This window comes from Paraliomyxa miuraensis (assembly GCF_026337845.1).
GTDB lineage: Bacteria > Myxococcota_A > Polyangia > Nannocystales > Nannocystaceae > Paraliomyxa > Paraliomyxa miuraensis.
In genome coordinates, this window is the sequence record NZ_JAOVZF010000164.1 from 349,213 (window position 1) to 371,533 (window position 22,321).

A 22,321-nucleotide genomic window follows, 5' to 3' on the forward strand; every position below is an offset into this window, starting at 1 on the left:
TACGCGGCTCGAGGCGGTGGTCTGACACTGCGATCGATCGAAGCGGAAGTGCTGGTTCCCACGTCATTGCCCTTCCGTTCATCCCGATCCCGCTCGAATGAGCCGTGATAGGATGGCGAAATCGCGCTCGGTGGGCTGGGATGAGTGGTCACGACCAAGTCACGACTCTCGAACCAGACGAGCGGGGCGTCGACTCGTGGGGCAATGGTGGCGGGTTGGACGCGAGCGACGTCGGTGACGACCCGGCGTTTGCGCTGGTGCTGCAGCGCACCCAGCACGCCGTGCAGCAGCAAGTACATGGCGTGGAGCTGGCCGAGGCCGGCACTCGGGTGTTCCTGGGGCGCTATCGAGTCGAGCGCCTCGCGGGCCGGGGTGGCATGGGCACCGTGCTCACGGCCGAGGACACGTGGCTCGAGCGCAAGGTCGCGCTCAAGATCGTCAATACGCCCGGGGTGCGGCAACGTCGTCGCTTGGTACGCGAGGGACGAGCGCTGGCCAAGCTCTCGCATCCCAACGTGGTGCAGGTCCACGACGTGGAGCTCGGCGAGCGCGGCGAGCATGCGTACGTGGTGATGGAGTACGTCGAGGGGACCACGCTCGCGGGCTGGCAGGAGTCGAAGCGGTGCACGACGGAGGAGCTCCTCGACAAGTACCGGCAAGCAGCGCACGGGCTCCTGGCCGCACACCAGGCGGGAATCGTCCATCGCGACTTCAAGCCGCACAACGTGCTGGTGGATGCAGCGGGCGTGGTGAAGGTGGCCGACTTCGGGCTGGCGGGCGCGAGCGAGCCCGAGAACGACGGTGGGGACGCACCGCGCCCGATCGAGCGGGCGATCACGGCTCCCCAGACTCAGGCAGCCACGGCAACCGAGGCCAGCCTGGGCCTGACGCCGGGCTACTGCCCACCGGAGCAGCTTCGAGGCAAGCGGCCGACCGAGCGGGCGGACCAGTTCGCGTTCTGCGTGGCGCTCTACGAGGCACTCACCGGGGTGCTTCCGTTTGGATCGTCGCGGGTGGTTGGCGAGCACGAGCGGGCGGTGGCGGAGGGGATCCGCAGTCGACCCGAGGCAGGCAGGATTCCGTGGCGGGTGCTGCGGGTGCTCGAACGCGGACTCGCGGTGCGGCCCGAGGATCGCTTCGCGGACATGACGGCGATCATCGCCGCGCTCGAGCCACGGGGCCCACGATGGCCGTGGATCACGATGGGGCTGGTACCGGTGGCGGCGGTGCTCACTGCAATGCTGATGCCCGACTCGAAGGTGGTCGAGGTCGATCCGTGCACGTACGAGGACGACGAGTTGCCGCTCGAGCGCTGGCCGGAGGGCGGAGGAGATCGAGGGGGGCCCAGGGCATTCATCGACGAGCGTGCTGCAGCGTATCGCTTGGCATGGAAGGATGCGAGAGAGGGTCTGTGCCGAACCGAACGGCGAGGCAAGCTCGAAACGACCGAGCGCATCCAGGCGCAGACGTGCCTGAACACGACGGCACGGGAATTCAATCTGGTGATGAAGCTCTTGGCCGCCAACGATTCCCCCACCGACCCGTTCATGGCATTCGACAACCTGCGCGCGCCGAAGCTGTGCGTGCTCGGGGGTGGACGACCGGCCTACGGTGCGGCCGATCCCCTCCTGCGGGGTGAATTCGATGAGGTACGAGCCCTGCAGCTCGAGGGACGCAACGAGGAGGCGTTACCGCGGGCGCGGGCGCTGCACGAGCGCGCACGGCAGCTGGGCGACGTCGTGATCCTCGCCCAGGTATCGTTCCTCGTGGGAAAGATCGAGGGTTTGATGTACGACGGCGACTCGGCGGCACACGACCTCGAGGAAGCCTCGATACACGCCGAGACATTGGGTGACGACGTGCTCGCGCTCGACGCCTATGCCGAGCTCACCGACGTGGCAGCCAACCTAGCGCTCGATCCCTCCGAGGGAGTGCGATGGGAACTGCTCGGAGGGGCCAAGCTAGGGCGCATTTTGGGGGTGCACGACAGCGAGGTGGCCGGGCAGTACTACTCGGCCGTGGCAAACCTGGCTTACCGTCGCGGCGATCTCGAGGCCGCACTCGAGCATGGCGAGCGAGCCCACGGGTTGCTCGCGGCCACGGTCGGGGAGGATGGCCTCGCAACCCTGGTTGCGCGGGCCAACCGTGCCGCAACCTTGGTCGCGGCCAAGCGCGCGAAGGAGGCAATCGCCGAGTACGAGCAGATCCTGGAGATCCGGCGACGCCGCTACGGAGAACGACACCCCGCGACCATCGCCGACGAGCTCGCCTTGGCCCATGCCCGCATGGTTGCTGGCGAGCGTGCGCAGGCGCTCGAGGGGCTCGAGCGCGTGAAGGCACTGAGCACGCCGGCCACGACCAAGCCCCTCGAGCAACTCGAAGCGCTGGCGGTCGCCCGGCAATGCGAGATCCTGGTCGGCAACAGCGACCATGAAGCCGCCGCACCGACGTGCGAGCGAGCCTTCGGCATGCTGCCTCGCCTTGCCGGCAATGATCGTGGGCTGCTGGCGATGCGGGCCATCGTGTATGGCAAGCAGGCCCTGGTGTTGGTGGCTCGCGAGGAACTCGAGCCCGCGCTGGCCCTGCTCGACCAGGAACGCGAGCTGTTGCTGGCCGTGCACCCCGAGAATGCCGCCATGCTGGCGGTCAATTCGTCGGTTCGATGCATGGTGCTAGACGCCCTCGATCGAACCAGCGAATGCGCGCAGTCCCTCGTGCAGGGCCGTCGCTGGTACGAGGCCTCGGGGCGACTGCGCGAGCTGACGCGCGTGTGTGAGGCCCTCGGCCTCGATCCTCAGGACTTGGAAGGAGCAACCGAACGATGACTACATTCAACCTCACCCTGGGAACCGACCGCGACCGCATGGACATCTGGATCTTGGATGCATCCATCGCCCCGATCGATCTCGCAACGGTCTCCGACGCAAACCCGGTGTTCTTGCCGTGGAGGGAGTCGATCGATCATTGGTTGCAGATCGGCTCGCTCAGCGCGGACATCGACCTGGTTCGCAGCGGCGATATCCTGCCATGGAGGCTCGACTGCCCGTGGCAAGAAGGCGAGGACATCACCATCGAGGCCGGCATGGGCTCATGCACATACGCGTTGCGCCTGTCGAGGGATGCCAACGGGACCCGCGCCAAGGCCACCATCACGAAGATCGATGCCTTGAAGATCGACCAGCCCACCGACCCCGGACGGAGCAGTCCCGTCCAAGGCAATCCCGGGTGGCTCCGCGAGGCCGCCTCCGTCGAAAGAGTGCGGGATGCCTTCCTCGAGGCCGCCGCAATGCTCGAGGCCGCTCGCATCGCGCTCTCGCCCGCGGCGGCCGAGACGTTGGCTGCACTGGCCAACCTGGATCACGGTCCCGCCGTGGCGCCCACGAAGCGGGTCGAGCTCGAGCGCGAGGTCGTCACGAAGCTGGCGCTCGAGGGGCCGCCCGCCAAGCACAAGCCAGGCCGGCTCAGATAGCGCATCGCCTGCGCTACCACGCTCCTCGAGCTCCGCGTGTCAGACCCGTCGCCTCGCCACAGTAGAGGTCGAGCAGTGCGGCAGCTGTGCTCCCAAGCCCGGTCCAACGCCCGGGCTCGGCTGCCATCAGATCGACGGACCCACCATGAACACACGGCACCTCACGGCGCTCGCGGCCCTGTGCGCGCTCGCAGGCACCTCGCTGGCCCCCTCACGAGCCCACGCGATCAACTACACCGCCAACTACATCAACGACTGGAGCGGCTGCTCCTGCTGGGCCAACCCGCTCTCCTACACCGACGACCAGATCAACCTGTTCGACTCCAAGATGGCCAGCCTCGGGCACACGCTCGAGCAGAAGTACGCCAACGGGGCCGTGTGGGCCGGTGACCTCGTCGAGGACACCGACTTCGGCGGGCAGGACCAGTTCTACTCGGATGACAGCGTGTTCTATGCTTTCTCGGGGCACGGCGACGCCTCTCCCAACGCGTGGGGACAAACCTTCTGGGCGCCCATGTGCTTTGCTGGGGCCAACGACTCGTGCTGGTACGACAGCGAGGAGAGTCGGCTGGGAGAGCAAGCCTACGCCTACGCATCACCCAACCCAGGGCTGATGCGCTATATGATGTGGCTGACCTGCTACAGCGTTCACGACCAGCCCGATCTGCAGTGGGGGCAGTCGTTCTGGTTCGGGCTCGACTACGTGATGGGGTACCGCGGGCTGTCGGCCGATGCGTGGACCACCGACGAGGTACCCGAGGACTTCGCCCATGAGGCATTTGGCAACAACTACACCTTCAAGAGCTCATGGTTCTACGCCATCGAGGACTGGTGGGTCGACGACACCGGCTCGCTCGTCGCTTCGGGCACATCGTCGGGCGCCGCGGAGAGTCGGCGCGACTACTTGACCCGGTTCACCCCCAAGCGCACGCCCAGCGAGATCCACACATGGTTTGCGTGGGCCTGGCACGAGGGCTAGCCCGGACCGACTCCAGGTCCTCTCGATCTCCACTCCAGCACCACGGCACATGATCATGAGACACTCACGAATTTCGACGCTCCTGCTCTGCGCGGCTCTCACAGCCTGCTCCACCGACTCCATCGATCCGACCGACGAGCGGCTCTCGGGCCTCGATGTCGACGATGCCGTCGAGCTTGCCATGCCCAGGCTTCACGGGCTCGACACCGTCGACCGCTTCCGCGCCGAGGACCCCGGTCCGCTGGGCGACGCGCCGGCGCAGCTGGCCTTCGAAGCGATGGCCGACGCCTTCGCGGACGGCAGCGTGGCCAACATCGAGCTCGCGGTCTACCGCCTCGAGCCCGTCGGCAATGCCGACCAAACCCTGCACCAGCGGACCGACGAACTATCGGATCTGCTCGACCGCGCCGCCACCCGACCCGGCCACGATCAGGAGTCGACGTGGACGATGCTCGGGGCCAGCGAGCTGCGGATCGACCGCAATAGCGGCACCGAACGCTTCCTCGACTGGGATCGCTTCCATCACGGCGACCCCATTGCGGGCCCGCTCGCCGATGCGCACTACTGGTCGGTGGCCGGCGACTATCTCGAGGACGCGCTGCTGACCCCCACCGAGGGCATCGACCTCTACCCCTACAAGATCCGCCACTACTGGAACGCGGTGGCCGAGCAAGGCCGTACCGCCACCGAGGAGATGTACCAGGTCGCGGTGGCCTTCAACGCCACCATCGACGGCATGCCCGTGATCGGCTCGGGCTCGAAGGTATCCATTCACCTCGCACTCGACGGCACCATCATCGGCCACGAGCTCAGCACCCGGCGAGTCGGCGATGCGATCACCACCATTGGTGGCGACGACCTGCTGCACCCGGAAGCCGCTCATGAGGCGATCGCTCGTCGGCTGACCGAGCGCGGCGTGGACATGGCGCAGTACCGCTGGACCCGCGCCGAACTCGGCTACCTGCGTCTGGGCCGCTCCAGCGTGCAGGACATCGTGGCTCCTCACTACGCCTTCGTTGCCGAGCCTCTCGAAGGCGTGGTGGGCAAGAAACTCCTGGAAGTCATTCCCGCCACGACCCGTCCCGACGTCCTCGCGCTGCTCGAGCGTGATTTCACCGAGGAGGGCGCCCGCAAGCAGGCGCTGATGGCCAACGCCGCCGCACCCGACTCGCGACCGAGCCCCTGAGTCCCTACGACCCTCCCAGTACACGGAGCAGTCTCATGCATTCACGACGAGCAATCATCCTGTCCATGCTGTGCGCCGGCACCCTTGCCTTCAACCCCACTCGACCGGTGCAGGCCCAGGATGGGTGCACCGAGCTGGAGGAGTGTCTTCCCGAGGTCGAGCGTGTCTTCGAGGAAGAGATGAATGGTGACGCGCTGGTTTCGTTGCTCCTCGAAGCCGCCACCGAGGCCGATCCGGCCGACGAAGGTGAGTCGGCCCTGGACGAAGGTGAGTCGTTCGACGACGCCCCGAAGCTTCGCAAGGGCCAAGCCGGCGACGTGGTGAAGGCCATCGTGGCCGACCCGACCGTCAAGAAGCACGTGTACAGCTTCAAGGACAAGGCCGTCGAGCAGATCAAGTCCGACTGGGAGAAGCTGAAGACCGGCGAGAAGGTCGCCACCCTCAGCTTCATGGCCCCAGTGGCCGCGGGCGTGGTGACCGGCGTCCTCAAGAGCTCGAGCTTGCACAAGCCGGCCCAGGACGTCATCAACGCGGCGATCAACCATGCCCTCGGACAGAAGGCGCCCTGGTTCGCACTGTCCGTGGACATCGTCTCGCCCAACAAGGTCATGCTCCTGAAGGTCGACGTGATGTACTTGTTGCGCAAGGCCGGCGTGGGCTTCTGATCCGAAACCGTCGCGCGCCAATACCACTACGCCGCAGGCGACTACGTCCTGCACGCTGGCTATGACTTGGCCAATGGCAGCTGGGATCCACCGAATCAGTACCTGTACATCAACTCGGGCCAGGTACCCGTGACGATCACAGAGGGTTCGACGACGACTCGGGACGTCCAACTGACGGCCCATTCTCGGCCTCGCTGAGCCGGATGCTCACGAAGCACGCATCCTCCGGGCCGTGCGCTGCCCGGCAGATGGGACTCGAGCTGCTCGAGCGCGATGACACCGGCGAGGATCTCGCCAAGCGGCAGCAGGCCCGCTGTCCGTGGACAGTTCGCTGCTCGTGGTGCTCTCCGAGGGCGACCAGGTCCGCATCACCGTCGACGCGGACGACGATGCGATCGAGCTGCACACCCACAAGCAGGCCGAGCGCATTACCACCACCCTCGCGGCCAAGGGCGTCAGCTCGTGGATCTGCAAGGGCTATCGGCAAGGCGGTGGAGCCTACGCACGCTGGCACATCACCAGCACCGACCTCAGCCCCAACAGCTTTCCTGGACTCGACGCGATCGCCACGCGCGGTTTCGCCTACGCCGTGTCGTTCCACGGCATGTCCAGCGAGGGCGTGCTCGTGGGCGGAGGCGCGCCCGAGGATCTGGGATCCAGATCGAGCAGAGCCTGCGCGCTCGCGAGGGCTACTGGGCCGCGATCGCCGATGCCGTATCCAGCGTGCTCGACCCGCTGATCTGATCCGCCAGTCACCACGGGGTGGGCTTGGCGCTCCAGGTTTGCCACCATGGAGCTCCGATGCGTCATCTCTCACCGCTGTTCGTGGCGTGCCTGCTCGTACCCGGCTGTCAGGACCCCGAGGTCATCGACTCGTCGGGCACCGAGACGATGGGGTCGGGCTCGAGCTCGGGCCCAGGCCCGGTCTCGACCTCGACCGGTGACGACGCCCCGTCGAGCACGACCCTTGCCGACTCGTCGTCGACGGGCGAAGGCTCGAGCTCGTCCTCGTCCTCGAGCTCGGAGACCGGAGTGGACTCCACGGGAGTCGCCTGCGACGATCGCATGTGCACCGATCCCCCGGATCCGTCGTGCATCGATCCCTTCACCGTATCGATCCCCGCCGCTTCGGGAGCGTGCGTGGGCGATCGATGCCAGTACGACGTCGAGCTCGGCGAGTGCGAGTTCGGCTGCGACACGGCCGAGTGCGTGTGCGTCCACGGGGAGATCTGCCTCGACAGCACGCCCCAGACGGCCGTCACCTGGGCCTCGGTCGGCGGAGTGCCCCAGCCCCGCGTCGCGTCGCTCGGCTGCTCGCAGGTCGTGGCGGCCCCGGTGAGCATCGGGGGAGTCTACATGCCGCACGTGTGGATCATCGATCACCAGGGGGCGGTGCTCCACGAGCTGGGGATCGACTCGAGCGCCACGCGGGTGGACGTCGCAGCCGACCGTGGGGTCATCGCGGTCACCTGGTCGGGTGTGGATGATCAGGTGTTCGGCTCGCTCTTCGACCTGCAGCTCGCTCCCATCGCGACCAATGTCCCGTTGTCGGATCCCGCACGCCAGCTTCGCTCACCATCCATCGCTCCGACCAGCGATGGCGACGGGTTCGTCGCCGTCTACTACGGCGAGGGGGCCGTGGCGGGCACGTTCGGGGTGTTCTCCCAGAAGCTCGATCGCAGCGGCAGCTTGGTCGGGGCGGAGAACGACGTCGGTCCCGCCTCGGGGCAGCTCTCGTCCGGGTGCTACACGTTCCCGGACGTCGCCACGGGAGACGGGGGATCGATGGCGGTGTGGGCCCACTGCGAGTCCGGTACGCGCTCCGCATACGCGGCCCCCCTCGATGCCGCCGGGGCCGCCACGGCGATGCCCACGCTCATCGACGAGGCCTCGATGGGCAGCATCACGCCCTACCGCGCCGCGGTGGTCGGGATCGGCTCCGAGTTCGCGGTGACCTACACCAACGATCGGGATCCGATGGTCCCCAACAGTGGCAATGCCTACGTCGCGGTGCTCGACGCCGCCGCAACGCTGGTGGTCGATCCGGTCGACGCGACGGCGGGCACATGGGGCGAGGGCAAGTTCTGGCCCGACCTCGTGGCGGGACCGAACGGTCTCGTGCTCACCTGGTATTCGATCGACCTAGTGTCGGATCGTCGCATCCTCTTCAGCGCCATCGACCCGGCCACGGCGATGCCGGCGGGCCCCCTGCTCGACGCGAGCCTGCCGACCGGTGCGCCCCCGTTCTTCCACATGTACGGGGCGCCGTTCGTGGGGCCGCAGGAGTACGGGGTGATCTTCGCCGGCGACGGCGAGCTGCTGCTGGTCAGCCGCGCGTGCCCGCCCGCGTGAGCTCGCGTGCCTACCGTGGGCTTCGCGGCAGCGAGGACAGCACCTTCGCCTCGTTGGGCATCGGCTGACCCTCGCCCTGCGTCTCGTCGAAGCGGTAGTACCAGGCCTGCGAGTCCAGCAACCATGCTCCCTGGGACGGATCCACGCCGGCCTCCATGAGAGCCGCCAGCGCCGGCTGGTGATCGCTCCAGACTCCCGCGATCCAATCGAAGGGTGGTGCATCGCTCGCCCACGGAAAGTACCCCCCCGCGGTCTCCCGCAGCGAGGTGCAGCTCAAGGTCGCCCCGCAGCCCGCGGGCAGCTCACCTCGCCCGAGCCACATCCAGCTCTCCTCCCCCGGCGTTCCGCTCGGCTTGCCCCTCTCCAGCGATCCATAGGGCTGTAGCGTCACGTGGTCCACCCACTGCCCCTCGTCCTCGCCCGGCCCGCTGACGCCCATCAACACCACGAAGCGCCACCGCGTTGCATCACCATCGATGGGATACCAACCCGATCCAATCAACGGCTCGCTGCGACCATGCTGCCCTGCGTAGATCACCTGCTCGCCATAGCGCATGGGCTCGCCCACCCGCGCCGCCCCGTCTCCTGCCGGCCCCACGCCCCAGCCGATCGAGTAGAGCCCAAACTCCATCAGCTCGGGCATGGCGTACATGAGATGCACGAAGGTCACCACGCCATCACTACCGCTGGCATCACCGCCGGCCACCACGTCGACCCCGAAGAACTGGATCGTCGTGTCGCCGAGCAGGTCTTCGTGGAGCGCCAGCACCTCGTAGCCACCCCCGGAGGCGCAGCCCAGCACGGCCTCGAATCCATCCCCCGGCGGGGCCTGGAACGGCTCGAAGTCGGCGTCCGTCCGCACGCCCACCACCAACAGGCGCTCGGGCGCCTCATGGGCTCGCGTTGCCAGCGGAGTCGCCATGAGCGCTCGCCACCCCTTGGCCTCGAGCGCCGGGAACATCGCCCCGAGCCCCTTCAGCTCGCGGGTCTGGTGCGAGGCACTCGCCAAGCCCGTGGCCTCGTCCATGACGGCGTGGTCGAGCGCCAGACCCGACAAGGCCTCGGACAGCAAGGCGTCGGTGCCGGGGCAGACCTTCAGCATCGCCGCCGGATCCCCCGGCTCCGGCTCGAGCACCGGCGCCGCCGAGGCTGGAGGTGAAGCGACCGTGGGCGTCTGCTTCGAGCCGCACCCGGGCGCGGCCACCATCGCCACCAGCCCGATGCACATCGTCACGGGCCAGGCACGAGCGAGGGAACCCGCAGGGCTCGGTGGTCGAAGGAAACGCGAGGACGTCCCGTTACCGTTCCCATTCATGAGGGCGTGGCTCTCCGAGCCGAGGAGCCTATCCCGGTTCGGCCCAGCGCGTCAGTCTCCTACGACGTCGCGACCCAGCTGCGCCGCGAACAGCTCGGGAAACACCCGTGAGACCTTGGCGGTGAGGTACTCCCCGTAGCGCCCGCTCCACGCCTGGAGATCCGCCCCATCCCATCGAGGATCGGGCCGCTCGAGCAGATCGATCCCCGGCAGCCTCGGAACCTCTGCCTCCCACGACGGATCGAAGAACAACGGAAACGACAGCCGCCCTGCCCCGCTCCGGTTCCGCACGCGATGCCGCGTCGATCGATGGCGCCCGCCCGTGAGCCGATCGAGCATGTCGCCGAGGTTGCACACCAGCTCGCCGGGTCGCGCCGGGACCTCGATCCACCCCGAGGACGTCTCGACCTCGAGCCCATCGTGACCATCCTGGGCCAAGAGCGTGAGCAGCCCGTAGTCCGTGTGCTCGGCCACCCCCCAGCGACCGGGCTGCGCGGGCGGGTAGTGGAAGATCCGAAACAGCACCACCGGATCGCCCGTGAGGTGCTCGCGAAACCACTCCGGCGGCAGCCCCAGCCCCATGGCGATCCCCTGCATGACCACGTGGCCCACCGCGGTCACGCGCTCGATCCACTCGAGCACCAGCGGTCGCAGCTCCACGGGCTCGGCCGGAAACAGGTTGGGCCCGTGCAGCGGCACGCCAGCTCGCACCCGCGGATCCTCGGACGGCAGCTCGAGCCCGAAGTAGAGCCCCTCCTTGAGGTCGGGCTGCCCCGAGGTCAGCTCGCCGCCGACCGGAAACCACCCGCGCCAGGCCCGGCCGCCGTGGGCCATGGCGACCTCGCCCTTGACCGCCTCGGGCAGGGCGAAGAACGCCGCCGCCGCCCGGCGCAGGCGCTCGAAGGCCGGCAGCTCGATGCCATGCCCGGTGATCGCGAAGAACCCGACGTCACGACAAGCCGCATCGATGGCCGCCGCCACGGCGGACGAACCAGTCCCGCCCGCGCGCAGTGGTGCAACATCGATGACCGGGATGGACCGCATGGCCTACAGCCACAGCAGCCGCGTGCGAACGCTGGTGTCCAGCGCCGAGATCCCCTCGCGCAGCTTCTCCGCACGCGGATCGTCGGCCGCGAGCGGAACGTCGATGAACAACAACCCCACGTCCTCCACGGTTGCCAGCGCCTGGCCCACGATGTTGACGTTGGTCTCCGCGACCACGCGGTTGATCGCCGAGAGCACGCCGGGCACGTTCTGGTGCACGTTGACGATGCGGCTGGCCGGGCCCCTGCGCACGGACGTGGGCACGGGCAGGTCGAGCGAGGGCAGGGTCACGCAGCCCAGCGTGGAGCCGTGGTCGAGGTAGTGCCCCAGCGCATGCGCGACCTCGCGGCCGATGTTGGCCTGCGCCTCCTGGGTGCTGCCACCGATGTGCGGGGTGAGGATCACGTTGTCGAGCCCGCGCAGCTCGCTCTCGAACACCTCCTTGGTGTTGGCAGGCTCGCGCGGGTACACGTCGACCGCGGCCCCGGCCAGGTGCCCGCTGACCAGCGCGTCGCGCAAGGCGGGGATGTCGACCACCTTGCCGCGGCTGAGGTTCAGCAGGTAGGCCCCGCGACGCATGGCGCAGAGCTGCTCGCGGCCGATCATCCCGCGCGTGAGCTCGGTATCGGGCACGTGCAGGCTCACGAAGTCGCTGCTCCCGAGCAAGGCCTCGAGGCTGTCGACCACATTGGCATTGCCCAGCGGCAGCTTCTTGTCGATGTCGTAGAACTGCACCTGCATGCCCAGGGCCTCGGCGAGGATGCTGGCCTGGCTGCCGATGTGGCCGTAGCCGATGATGCCGAGGGTCTTGCCCCGCACCTCGTGGGCCCCGGTGGCGCTCTTGTCCCAGTGGCCCTCGTGCGCGGCCTTGCTGCGGGCGAACACCTGGCGCGAGAGCATCACCACCTCGGCGATCACCAGCTCGGCCACCGAGCGGGTGCTGCTGAAGGGGGCGTTGAACACGGCCACGCCGCTGCGACGGGCCACGTCGAGCGCGATCTGGTCGGTGCCGATGCAGAACGCCCCGATCGCGACCAAGCGCGGCACGGCGTCGAACACCCGCGGCGTCACGTGGGTCTTGCTGCGGATCCCCACGAACACGGGCCCGTCGCCCGGAAAATCCTGGAGCGCGGAGACCAGCTCGTCCTCGGACAGGGCAGTGGATAGACGGCGCGTCTCGACGTCGTAGGTCGCGAGCACCTCGGAGGCGGTGGCGTGCAGGTTCTCGAGCAGCAGGGCGTGGGCGCGTGGCACGGGGCGGGACTATGGCGAAACGGGCGGGCGGGCGCCAGCCCACGAGCGCCACCGACCCCGCTCGCGCATGCCAGCAGCCCCACGCGAACGTGCGCGCGAGCCGGCCTCGCCCGGGGGTCGTGGATCTGCTAGCAAGTCGCCTTCATGGGCTCCCACGGTCCCGCCCTCGCACGCCTGCGCAAGACGCTGCGACGCCACGCGCGCGAGGGCTGGGCGCGTGCGGTGTTCGCTCGGCCGGGGCAGGACGACGCGCCACGGGTGCTGGAGGGTCCGGGCTCGGGCCCACCCGACGACGCAACGGTCGAGGCGCTGATCGCCGCGGCCTCGGCTGCCGCGGCCGAGGGGCGCGTGAAGCAGACGCTGGTACTCGACGACCAGCGAAGGGTCCGCATCGACGCGCGCCATGGCAGCGGCAAGCTGGTCACGCTCGACGAGGATCGGGTGCGCAAGGTGATGGGCGGCAAGGAGCGAAACCTGCGGCCGGATGCGAGCGCACCGCTCTTGCGCGTGATCGGCATCATGAATGCCGACGGCACGATCTCGGCCAAGAACGCCAAGAAGTACAAGCAGGTCGATCACTTCGTGGAGCTGTGCCGGCCGGTGTGGGAGCGGCTGGTCGCACAGCGAGGGCCCGAACGTCCGCCGAGCGAGTCCGAGCCGCTGCGCGTGCTCGACCTCGGGTGCGGCAACGGCTACCTCGGGTTCGTACTGGCGGAAGCGCTGCGCCTGGCCGAGCTGCCGGTGCGCCTGCACGGGGTGGACCGGCGCACGGACGTGATCGCCCAGTGCCGGGCGCGGGCCGAGGCACTGGGGCACGGCGGGCTCACGTTCCAGGAGGCCAGCATCGCCGAGGTGGGGGCAGGTGATGTGGCGACGCTGGGGGCACCGCCCGAGCTGGTGGTCGCCCTGCACGCGTGCGACACCGCCACCGACGACGCGCTGGCCCTGGCGGTGCGCTCGGGAGCAAGCGCGATCATGGCCGCGCCATGCTGTCAGCACGAGCTGGCCGAGCAGCTGCGCACGCGAGAGCAACGGGATGCCGCTCCGGTGCCGGCCATGCTTCAGCACTCCGTACTGCGCCAGGACTATGCGGCCGGGCTCACCGATGCGCTGCGGGTGGAGCTGCTGCAGGCCTGCGGCTACCACGTGGACGCGATCGAGTTCGTCGCCAGCGAGCACACCCCCAAGAACCTGCTGCTGCGCGCGCATCGTCGCCACCCGCAGGCGCCGGTCGAGCCCGCGCGCTGGCACCTGACGACCGTGCGCGAGCGCTGCCAGGCGCTCGGAGTGGAGCCGCGTCTACTCGCGCTGCTCGAGGCCGTCGAGCCCGCCACCGTCTGAGGTACGAGAGGTACGATCAGATCCGCACGGCGTACCAGCGCGCGATCTGGACGCAATCCTGGTCGATTCCCGAGCCATCGTTGACGACCCAGAACGCTCCCACGGGGACCGACAGCCTGGTCGGAGGGATCGCGAGGCCCTCGGCGAACAGATCGTAGAAGCCCGAGGGAGGAAAGCACTGCTCGTTGCAATCGAGCGCCGGCCCCCCCGCGAACATCATCTCGATGGGGTTGATCGCGAGCGGTGCGAAGTCCGGCATGGTCACGTTGGACACCACGGACGTCGTCGGTCCGCCGACCGGCTTCATGGTGTATGCCATCACCTCGCACGTCTCCGGCACGAGCTGGAGCACCAGCTCGACACAGCCGGCGGTCGGGGGCAGGGGTATGTCGAACGTCATCGAGATCGGGAACCCGCCGCAATTGCACTCGGGGCAGATCTCACCGTCGAACTGGGTGTTGCCGTTCGTGCTCGATCCGACCATCGTCACGCTCGCGAGCTCGGGACACTCTCCCAGCACGGCCTCGAGCGACGGGTTCGACTCGATGCCATAGGGCTGCTCGAAATCCTGCGAACACGTCAGCCCCGTGTCCGGCGAGCCGCTCCCCGAGCTGTCCAAGAACGGACCGTCGGAGCCACTCGCGCCCAGCGTGGTGCCCCCCTCGGTAACGGCCCCCGAGGCCCCCGAGGCCTCCGAGGTGGTGACGCTGCCCACCGTCCCATCGCCGTCGTTGCTCTCGAGGGTCTGGCCATCCTCGCCTGCGTCCAAGCCGAACGCCGGGTTGGGACGGGTGCACCCCGGGAGCAGCGCGAGCAAGAGACCGATGGTCCTGCCAGAGTGCAGCACCCCACGATTCTACTCCGTGCTCGGGCGCATGTGCTCGAGCACCGCCACCGCATCGAGACGAGCCGCAGTGCAATGTTCCGGGGGTCGTACACGGCAATGAGCCCGGCTCGTGCGGGCTCAGATGATGCCCCGCCCCGGTGGCGGCACGCCCCGGCGCGCGCCGATCTGCCCGCGTCGTCCGCCTTGCCCGCGGGGCAGCGTCTTGGTCAGGAACTTCGCCACCCCCATCGCCCCCGCGATCTTGCCCACCACCGTCGCCGTGGCGTAGAGCCGTGCATCATCGGCATCGTCGCCTCGCTCCCGTCGGTGCTGCTCGATCTTCTTCCACAACCGCGGATAGGCGGCCAACAGCCCCAGGCTCGCGCCCAGCGACAGCGGAGCCCCGCCCACGGCCACCCCCGGGAGCATCGCTCCGTACGCGAGCATCGAGATCACCTGGCGCAGGTGCCAGCCATCGCGATGCACCCAGTATCCCTGAGCGAACGCATGCCCGGTTCGTACCGAGCGCGTCCACCACTGCCCAAAGCTGGCCATGTCGATGTCGTGCAGCGCCATGTCGTCGGTCAGGCGCATGGTCTTGTAGCCGGCGTCGATCACCCGCCAGCACAGCTCGAGCTCCTCGCCCGCCGGAAGCAGGGCGTTCTGCCCGCCCACTCGCTCCCAGACCTCGGCGCGCACCATCATGATGCCGCCCATCGCGTTGACCTCACCGGGAGGCTGGTCCCACTCCATGTCGGCGAGGCGATGGAAGGCGTTGCGATTGCGCTCGCGCTCGCGCAGGCGGCCGGTCACGATGCCCACCTCGGGATGCTGGTCGAGGTAGTTGGCTGCGGTGGAGAGCCACTGCGAGTGGAGCTCGCAGTCGCCATCGAGGAACTGCACGTAGCGCACCGCGGGCAGCCGCTGCCGCAGGGCCGCATAGCCCTCGTTGCGCCCACGCGCCGGCGACATCGGATTGCCCGGCGTGGCCTTCATCTCCACCACCGCCACCGCGGGGAAGTGCTCGCGCACCAGCGCCACGCTGTCGTCGGCGGAGTCGCTGTCGGCATAGGCGATCGCACCGGCCTGGGCGCCGATCGAGCCGAGCCCGCGCAGCAGGTGCTGGCCCTCGTTGCGTCCGATGACGACCACTCCCACGTGCGCGGGGAGGATGGCCAGGGGCGAGGCGGGGGGCGAGCTGGGATCGTCGACGTCGGTCATCGCGAGCAACGTCATTGTCCGATGCCCACCCGGGCCGAACAACCCTCTCGTACGTCTCACCCAAGGCCCTTGCCGCGCCCCCCGGCACCATGGTGAGCTGAAGCCCATGAGCGCCCTCGAGATCGTGCAGCTCGAGGTGGGCCTGCTGCAGAACTTCTGCGAGGTGATCGGCTGCCCGCGCACCGGCGAGGCCGCGCTGGTCGACCCTGCGTTCGAGGTCGACCGCCTGCTGCGGATCGCGCACGACCGCGGGTGGCGGGTGACCACGATCCTGCTCACGCATACTCACGACGATCACGTGGCCGGCCTCGACGAGGCGGCCGCGGCCACCGGGGCGGTGGTGCGCTGCCACCCGGTGGAGCTGCCGGTGGCGCGCGGGCTCGCGCGGCGCGTGGAGCCGGTGGCCGATCGGGAGCGCATCACCCTGGGCGATGGACGCATCGAGGCGCTGCATACCCCCGGCCACACCCCCGGCTGCGTGTGCTGGTACGTGCACGAACCCGCGGCCGTGATCACCGGCGACGTGTTGTTCGTGGGCTCGTGCGGCGGAGTGTCGTACGCGGGCTCGGACCCCGCCGCCATGGTCCAGAGCCTGCAGCACACCCTGGGCGCGCTGCCCGAGCACACCAAGGTCTACCCCGGCCACGACTACGGCAAGACCCCCACCAGCACCCTCGCCTGGGAGCTGACCCACAACCCCGCCCTGCTCGCCGACACCGTCGAGGCGTTCTGCACCTACAAGCGCGTGCCCGTGCCATCACTCGTCTGAATCCACTCGATCCCCGCTCGATCCCCATCGATCCCCAACCCGATTCCCAGTGGAGCGTTCGTCATGCACCTGCCCATCCTGCCCGACCCCAAGCAAGTTCCCCTGCTGCAGTGGAGCGCGCTGGCCGACCGCCAACCCACCTACGCGAGCGTGGCGGGGGTCGACTTGGTGGTGGTGCGCTGGGACGACCGGGTCTCGGTGCTCTACGGACGCTGCCTGCACCGCGGCGCACTCATGGCCGACGGCACCGTGGTCGGCAACGACCTCGTGTGCGGCCTGCACCAGTGGGACTACCGGCTGGACACCGGAGTGAGCGCCTACAGCAACGAGGAGGTGCTGCAGCGCTTCTCCGCGTGGGTCGACACCGAGCACGATCGAGTGCTGGTGGACGAGCACGAGATCGCTGCATGGGCCGAGGAGCACCCACAGCCCTACGCGCGCGACGAGTACCAGGGCCTCTACGCCGACATCCACGGCACGCCCGAGGAGCCCTACACCAAGCACATCCAGCACCTGGCCAGGCACGGACTCTCGAAGACGGGGCACCACGGCCCGGTGTCGGCGATGGGGGTGCCGCTCACGGAGCTGCCGCGCTGGGCCGACATCCAGGTGGTCACGGCCCAGCTCGCACGCAAGCCCTTGCTCGACGATGCGCCGGTGGGCACCGAGGTGATCATCGGACCACGCGCGCGCAAGCCCCTGCGGCTCGAGCTCCCCCTGTTCATCAGCGACATGAGCTTCGGCGCGCTGTCACAGGAGGCCAAGGTCGCGCTGGCGATGGGAGCCGAGCAGGCGGGCACCGGCATCTGCTCGGGCGAGGGCGGCATGTTGCCCGAGGAGCAGCAGGCCAACTCGCGCTACTTCTACGAGCTGGCCTCGGCGCGCTTCGGCTTCGGCCTCGACAAGGTCGCGCGCTGCCAGGCGTTCCACTTCAAGGGCGGCCAGGGGGCCAAGACGGGCACGGGCGGGCACCTGCCCGGCGCCAAGGTCTCGGCCAAGATCGCCGAGGTTCGCGGCTTGAAGGAAGGACAGCCGGCGATCAGCCCTGCGACCTTTCTCGAGCTGCACGGCCCCGAGGACTTCCGCCGCGTGGCCGACGAGGTCCGCGAGGTCACCGGAGGGATTCCCATCGGCTTCAAGCTCTCGGCCCAGCACATCGAGGACGACCTCGACTTCGCGCTCGCAGCCACGGCCGAGTACGTGATCCTCGACGGCCGCGGCGGGGCCACCGGGGCCGCGCCGGAGCTGTTCAAGGAGCACATCTCGGTGCCCACCATCGCCGCGCTGGCCCGAGCCCGACGGCACCTCGACCGCCGCGACCGTGGGGACGTGACGCTGGTGATCACCGGCGGGCTGCGCACCGAGGCCGACTTCGTCAAGGCGCTGGCCTTGGGGGCAGACGCGGTGGCGATCTCCAACAGCGCACTGCAGGCGATCGGGTGCCTGGGCATGCGGGCGTGCCACACCAACAACTGCCCGGTGGGGATCGCCACGCAGCGGCCACACCTGCGCGCGCGGCTGGATGTACAGCGCTCGGCCGAGCAGCTCGCGCGGTACCTGCAGGCCACGGTGGAGCTGATGAAGATCCTCGCGCGGGCCTGCGGGCACGGTCACCTGCGGGGGCTCTCGCCCAACGACCTGACCAGCTGGAAGCGCGACGTGGCCGAGCTGGCGGGGATTCGCTACAGCGGCGCGGGATGGGGCTGAGCCCGCCGACACGACGACGCGGAGAATTGCCCAAGGCTGGGGATTTCCCCGCTGGGTCGGCGCACTCGCGACTCGAGCCGCGCGGGTCGACGAGGGTTTGCGTTTGGTTGCATGCATCGCTTCCGTTGGCACGCTCGCTGCACTCGACCGGGCCGTGCTCGGAGGTTCGGCCGGTCGGCATTGGGCCGGTCGTCGACGACTCCACGCATGTGAAGGGAAGGTGCGAGATGCAAGGGAATTGGCTCTGTGCCGTGCTGCTCATCGTCGGCTGCGACGAGGTCGAATCGTGGGGCGAAGCCGACGCGAGCGTTCCGCGGATGGCCGAGGCCGATGAGCCGGCGGACACCGCGTGTGACGATGACTCGGACTGTCGCAAGTCGCTGGAGCCCGGCATCCGCGGCCTGCGGGACAGCATCCACGACAACCTCGCAGCCGCCCGGAGCGAGGCGGAGCTCCGCGAAGGGGAGCGGCTGTTGGCTGCGATCGACGCGGAGGAGTTGGTCGGCACGATCGATGCGATCGACGCGGCCCGCTCCGCCTGCTACAGCGCGCTCACCGGCACGACACCTCACTCCCTGATCATGGTGCCGCTGCCCAGCCCCAGCTCGAACCTCGACGCGACCTGCCACGTGGCGATCAACGCCGGCTGGCATGCCGGTGGGATCGCCAAGGGCCGCTACTTCAATCAAGACTGTGGCGCGCCGCTGGAGAATCAGCTCTACGGCGGTGGGTACACCGCGTTCGTGCCCGAGGGCTACTTCGAGGCCAACCCGGCCCTATATCCCTCGTGCGGTTCGAGCAACGCGTTCATCTGCTGCTCACCTCAGTTCCCGAACTGACGACGAGCTCCGGCACGCGATCGGCTCGCGTCGGTCCTCGGCGCGAGCGCGACTCACCCCTTCGAGAGCTTGGCCGCCGCTCCGCGATACTGCACGGTCTCCATCTGCGTGGCTTCGCTGCGTCTGCGGCGGGGGACGTCGGCCGCCGCGCTCGACTTGGCATGCTCCAGCAGTCGCTCGAGCTCGCGACGGTTCTCGTCGCTCACGGGAGAAAAGGTCACGCCGAAGCCCGGCGCACGCCCGGAGGCCGCCGCCTCTCGCGTCGTCACCACGCGAACGACCTGGCCCACGAGGTCGACCACCCCCGAGCCGTCGGGGAACGGAAGCTGCACGGCGATGCGAGAATTGGGCTCCGGTGGTGAAGTGCTCTCGATGAAGATCCCGTGGCGGCTGATGTCGCGGGTGTTCAGCTCGAGCAGCCCGGGCATGCGATCGACTCGGACCACCACCGGTGTGCTCAGCGAGTAGCGCTGCGCGCGACGACGGGTGCGGTCGGTGCGGACGACGGGGGCATCGGGATCCCGCTGGGGCTCGGGCTCGACCCTTCGCGCCGATGCGCTCACCGGCACCTCGACCGTCGGGGCCGCTCGAGGAGATGCCCTGGGGCGAGCCGCGGGGGGCTCCGGCAGAGGAGGTGGCTCGCTCTCGAGCACGATCTCGCCGACCACGGCCGAGCGGTGAGGCTCGGTCGGCGGCTCGCTCTCGTAGGCCGTCTCGTCGTCCGGCGGCGAGCCGAGCGTCTCGACTGGCGGCTCGCTCTCGTAGGCAACCTCGTCGTCCATCGACGAGCCGAGCGGTTCGACTTCCAGCTCGCTCTCGAAGCCGGCGGGCTCGGCTTCCAGCCCGCCCTCGCTCTCGACCTCGTCCTCCTGCACGAAGCCCGCTGGCTCGGCTTCCAGCTCGCCCTCGCTCGCGACCTCGTCCTCCTCCACGAAGCCGGCGGGCTCGGCTTCCAGCTCGCCCTCGCTCGCGATCTCGTCCTCCTGCACGAAGCCCGCTGGCTCGGCTTCCAGCTCGCCCTCGCTCGCGACCGGCTCAGCGGGCCGTGATGGTTGCCATGGAGCCCGAGGAACATTCCAGGAGGGAACCGCTCGCGCGGCGGGCCGCTTCGGTGGGCTCGTCGCGGGCGTCGGGATCCTCGAGCGACGCGGACTCGCGATGCGCTCGCGATCCAGCAGCGCTCGCAGCTCGGCGTCATCGAGGGAATCGAGGAGCTCCGCGGCCCGGTGGCGGGCCCAGACCAGCGCATCGTTCAGCTCGTCCGGGCTCAAGCCGAGCGCGGCGAGGAGCAGACGCTTGCTGGCCTCGGATCGTGGCATCCCCTACGAGCATGAGGACAAATGTCGGCTCGATCACCAAAGAACCCACGAAACCGACCCCCGAAAGGTCGCCCGAGCGGCGGCATGAGCGCACCAAGCCTCAGACCACGCTGGCCCTGGGCTCCCCGGCCCCTCCGAGCACCCCGAGCACCGCCTCGAGCTCGCGCTCCATATCGCCCTCGCCCACCACCGACTCGATGACGAGCGGCACGCCGGTCGGCACGCGGTGGGCGATCCTCTCGAAGGCCCAGCGCGCGGTGGCCCCCACGGGCAGGTGCTCGCCTCGCGGCCCGACCTCGCTGACGTGGAGCTGGCTCAGGCGCTCGCCGAACTCGAGCAGCAGGTGCAGCGCCACCGACATCGTGGGATCGATCTGTCGGGCGTGCCCCACGTCGAGGCAGAACGTGGCCTGCGGGTACTCGCGGAACATCGCCCGCATCTCGCTGGCGTTGCGCCCGGTGGTCTTGCGGTTGTCCATGTTCTCGAGGCACAGCCGCGAGCCCAGGCGGCGCCACAGCGCAGGGGTCCGCAGGATCTCGGGGTGCGCCACGATCGGCCACTGCGGCGGCAAGGACTCGACCCGCTCGAACACCTCCTGCTCGGAGAGCGAGCCCAGGCGGCTGGGCGCATGCACGGACACGTAGTCGAAGCCAGCAAGATCGAGCGACCCGGCGATCTCCTGAAACGGCGCCAGCTCGTGGGCGCGCAGCGCCGACAGCTCCACCGCACACACGCGCGGCTGGAACCCGCGCTGTAGCTCCAGCCCGCGCCGCACGTCGCCCTTGGCCAGGGCCCCGGTGGAGAAGCCGACCGGTCGCATCAGAACACCACGAACTTGAGGATCAGCTCGGGGAGCAGCGGATGCTCCTTGAAGAACAGGTCGTTGATCCCGCTGCGGAACAACCAGCTGGGCTGGCGCAGGCCCTCGTAGACCGAGTCGGTGCCTCCGTCGTCGAACGGCACCGTCTCGAGGTGACGGCGGGTGTCGGGGTCGGCCAGCGCGCCGAGGAACTCGTCGTAGTTCGAGAAGATCTGCGTGATCGTCTCGTCGCGCACGCCCTCGGCCAGGGCCGCCCGCGCCAGCAGCTCGAGCGGCGGCACGTCGGTCTGCGAGCGAATCAGCTCGAGCAGCCGCAGCAGGAACTCGTCCTCGGACGAGGCCTCCGCGAGGGCGCCGTCGTCGAACAGCCGGCCCGAGAACGCGGCCAGCAGGCCCCACACGAACAACATCTTGCGCGAGAAGCGAAGCTTGATGTTGCGGATGCCCCACCCGTGGTAGGTCCGCTCCCACATCTTCGAGGCGTAGTCGGAGGCGACCGTTCGCCAGTAGCGGACCACGTCGTTGAGCAAGAAGTACGGGATGGGGTCGTAGCGCCCGGGCTTGCGCTTGTTCGAAACGGGCCGGTCGTAGAGGTAGCGCGCGAGCACGTTGCGAATCACCCGTTCGCGCACCACGTCGTTGGACAGCGCGCGCGACTCGGCCAGCAGCAGCATGCGGCGCGTGAGGTTCTTGTTGGTGTCGTCCGAGCCCGCGATGCGGTGCACCAGGTCGTGGCTGGCCACGATCTCGCCGAAGGTCCCGGTGGGGCCCACGTCCTTGCTGACCACCGAGCGGATCTTGGTGCCGATCTCCCGGGCCAGCCGGGCGTGCTGGGGATCGCTGGGGCCGTCGACGAGCAGGAACCAGTCGCAGTCGCTGCCCTCGTCGGCCTCGCCGCGCCCGAGCGAGCCGGTCACGATCACCGAGCAGTTGGGGTCCTCGAGCCCGCGCAGCTCGGCCCGCAGGGTGGCGACGATCTCCTCGGTCTTGTCGCGCGCGCGCGAGATCTTCTCCCACCGCACCCCGAGGCGACGCTGCAGCTCGACGAGCGCCCACGCGCCTTCCTTCGCGGGCGCAGGCGCGCGCGTCGCCGTCGTGGGCGGAGCATCGGCGCTGTCGGAGGAACCATCCATGCGCAGGCAGGGGCATCATGCCGAGCCCGACCGGGCCGGGGCAAGCCCGCCCGGCGGGCGCGGCGTGGCGCCCCCGCGAAGG

General features: G+C 69.1%; 20 protein-coding genes. 11 read left to right on the forward strand and 9 right to left on the reverse strand.

Annotated elements, in window-relative coordinates; genetic code table 11:
- Positions 1–215: 215 nt before the first annotated feature.
- The 6 genes from OEB96_RS44660 to OEB96_RS44685 all read left to right on the forward strand — a co-directional run bounded on the left by OEB96_RS44660 (position 216) and on the right by OEB96_RS44685 (position 7,038).
- Positions 216–2,825 carry a serine/threonine-protein kinase gene (locus OEB96_RS44660; RefSeq protein WP_266223111.1) on the forward strand — a complete coding sequence of 870 codons (2,610 nt, stop codon included), beginning with the start codon at positions 216–218 and terminating at the stop codon, positions 2,823–2,825.
- A complete protein-coding gene (locus OEB96_RS44665) occupies positions 2,822–3,469 on the forward strand; it encodes a hypothetical protein (protein WP_266223112.1) in 648 nt (215 codons plus the stop codon). The genes OEB96_RS44660 and OEB96_RS44665 overlap by 4 nt, the downstream gene beginning before the upstream one ends.
- Before the next feature lie 145 nt (positions 3,470–3,614).
- Positions 3,615–4,448 carry a DUF6345 domain-containing protein gene (locus tag OEB96_RS44670; protein WP_266223113.1) on the forward strand — a complete coding sequence of 278 codons (834 nt, stop codon included), beginning with the start codon at positions 3,615–3,617 and terminating at the stop codon, positions 4,446–4,448.
- Between the two features lie 181 nt (positions 4,449–4,629).
- Positions 4,630–5,634: a hypothetical protein gene (locus OEB96_RS44675; protein ID WP_266223114.1), complete on the forward strand. Its 1,005-nt coding sequence runs from the start codon at positions 4,630–4,632 to the stop codon at positions 5,632–5,634.
- Between the two features lie 35 nt (positions 5,635–5,669).
- A complete protein-coding gene (locus OEB96_RS44680) occupies positions 5,670–6,299 on the forward strand; it encodes a hypothetical protein (protein WP_266223115.1) in 630 nt (209 codons plus the stop codon).
- Positions 6,300–6,618: 319 nt separating this feature from the next.
- Entirely contained in the window at positions 6,619–7,038 is a 420-nt protein-coding gene (locus OEB96_RS44685) for a hypothetical protein (RefSeq protein ID WP_266223116.1), read from the forward strand.
- Between the two features lie 112 nt (positions 7,039–7,150).
- Here OEB96_RS44685 and OEB96_RS44690 read toward each other — a convergent pair whose 3' ends face one another.
- Entirely contained in the window at positions 7,151–7,366 is a 216-nt protein-coding gene (locus OEB96_RS44690) for a hypothetical protein (protein WP_266223117.1), read from the reverse strand.
- Here OEB96_RS44690 and OEB96_RS44695 point away from each other — a divergent pair.
- On the forward strand, positions 7,365–8,651 hold the full coding sequence (locus OEB96_RS44695) for a hypothetical protein (RefSeq protein ID WP_266223118.1): 1,287 nt from the start codon (positions 7,365–7,367) through the stop codon (positions 8,649–8,651). The genes OEB96_RS44690 and OEB96_RS44695 overlap by 2 nt on opposite strands.
- A gap of 10 nt (positions 8,652–8,661) precedes the next feature.
- Here the strand turns inward: OEB96_RS44695 and OEB96_RS44700 are convergent, their stop codons facing one another.
- The 3 genes from OEB96_RS44700 to serA all read right to left on the reverse strand — a co-directional run bounded on the left by OEB96_RS44700 (position 8,662) and on the right by serA (position 12,264).
- Positions 8,662–9,885 carry a hypothetical protein gene (locus OEB96_RS44700; RefSeq protein ID WP_266223119.1) on the reverse strand — a complete coding sequence of 408 codons (1,224 nt, stop codon included), beginning with the start codon at positions 9,883–9,885 and terminating at the stop codon, positions 8,662–8,664.
- 132 nt (positions 9,886–10,017) lie between these two features.
- Positions 10,018–11,010: an isopenicillin N synthase family dioxygenase gene (locus OEB96_RS44705; RefSeq protein ID WP_266223120.1), complete on the reverse strand. Its 993-nt coding sequence runs from the start codon at positions 11,008–11,010 to the stop codon at positions 10,018–10,020.
- Between the two features lie 3 nt (positions 11,011–11,013).
- Positions 11,014–12,264, reverse strand: coding sequence for a phosphoglycerate dehydrogenase (gene serA / locus OEB96_RS44710; RefSeq protein ID WP_266223121.1), 1,251 nt, complete (start codon positions 12,262–12,264; stop codon positions 11,014–11,016).
- 144 nt (positions 12,265–12,408) lie between these two features.
- Here serA and OEB96_RS44715 point away from each other — a divergent pair, with 144 nt between their 5' ends.
- Positions 12,409–13,605, forward strand: coding sequence for a class I SAM-dependent methyltransferase (locus OEB96_RS44715; RefSeq protein ID WP_266223122.1), 1,197 nt, complete (start codon positions 12,409–12,411; stop codon positions 13,603–13,605).
- 16 nt (positions 13,606–13,621) lie between these two features.
- Here the strand turns inward: OEB96_RS44715 and OEB96_RS44720 are convergent, their stop codons facing one another.
- On the reverse strand, positions 13,622–14,452 hold the full coding sequence (locus OEB96_RS44720; RefSeq protein WP_266223123.1) for a hypothetical protein: 831 nt from the start codon (positions 14,450–14,452) through the stop codon (positions 13,622–13,624).
- Between the two features lie 117 nt (positions 14,453–14,569).
- Complete coding sequence (locus OEB96_RS44725; protein WP_266223124.1) at positions 14,570–15,652, reverse strand: glycosyltransferase; 1,083 nt, start codon at positions 15,650–15,652, stop codon at positions 14,570–14,572.
- 106 nt (positions 15,653–15,758) lie between these two features.
- On the opposite strand from OEB96_RS44725, the gene OEB96_RS44730 reads away from it, so the two are divergent.
- The 3 genes from OEB96_RS44730 to OEB96_RS44740 all read left to right on the forward strand — a co-directional run bounded on the left by OEB96_RS44730 (position 15,759) and on the right by OEB96_RS44740 (position 18,967).
- Positions 15,759–16,421: an MBL fold metallo-hydrolase gene (locus OEB96_RS44730; protein ID WP_266223125.1), complete on the forward strand. Its 663-nt coding sequence runs from the start codon at positions 15,759–15,761 to the stop codon at positions 16,419–16,421.
- 63 nt (positions 16,422–16,484) lie between these two features.
- On the forward strand, positions 16,485–18,128 hold the full coding sequence (locus OEB96_RS44735) for a glutamate synthase-related protein (protein ID WP_266223126.1): 1,644 nt from the start codon (positions 16,485–16,487) through the stop codon (positions 18,126–18,128).
- A gap of 227 nt (positions 18,129–18,355) precedes the next feature.
- Positions 18,356–18,967 (forward strand): hypothetical protein, encoded by a 612-nt coding sequence (locus OEB96_RS44740; protein WP_266223127.1) that lies wholly within the window; start codon positions 18,356–18,358, stop codon positions 18,965–18,967.
- A 53-nt stretch (positions 18,968–19,020) separates the two neighbouring features.
- Here the strand turns inward: OEB96_RS44740 and OEB96_RS44745 are convergent, their stop codons facing one another.
- The 3 genes from OEB96_RS44745 to OEB96_RS44755 all read right to left on the reverse strand — a co-directional run bounded on the left by OEB96_RS44745 (position 19,021) and on the right by OEB96_RS44755 (position 22,239).
- Positions 19,021–20,286 carry a PilZ domain-containing protein gene (locus OEB96_RS44745; RefSeq protein ID WP_266223128.1) on the reverse strand — a complete coding sequence of 422 codons (1,266 nt, stop codon included), beginning with the start codon at positions 20,284–20,286 and terminating at the stop codon, positions 19,021–19,023.
- A 100-nt stretch (positions 20,287–20,386) separates the two neighbouring features.
- Entirely contained in the window at positions 20,387–21,106 is a 720-nt protein-coding gene (locus OEB96_RS44750) for a hypothetical protein (protein WP_266223129.1), read from the reverse strand.
- On the reverse strand, positions 21,106–22,239 hold the full coding sequence (locus OEB96_RS44755; RefSeq protein ID WP_266223130.1) for a nucleotidyltransferase domain-containing protein: 1,134 nt from the start codon (positions 22,237–22,239) through the stop codon (positions 21,106–21,108). The genes OEB96_RS44750 and OEB96_RS44755 overlap by 1 nt, the downstream gene beginning before the upstream one ends.
- Positions 22,240–22,321: the final 82 nt, after the last annotated feature.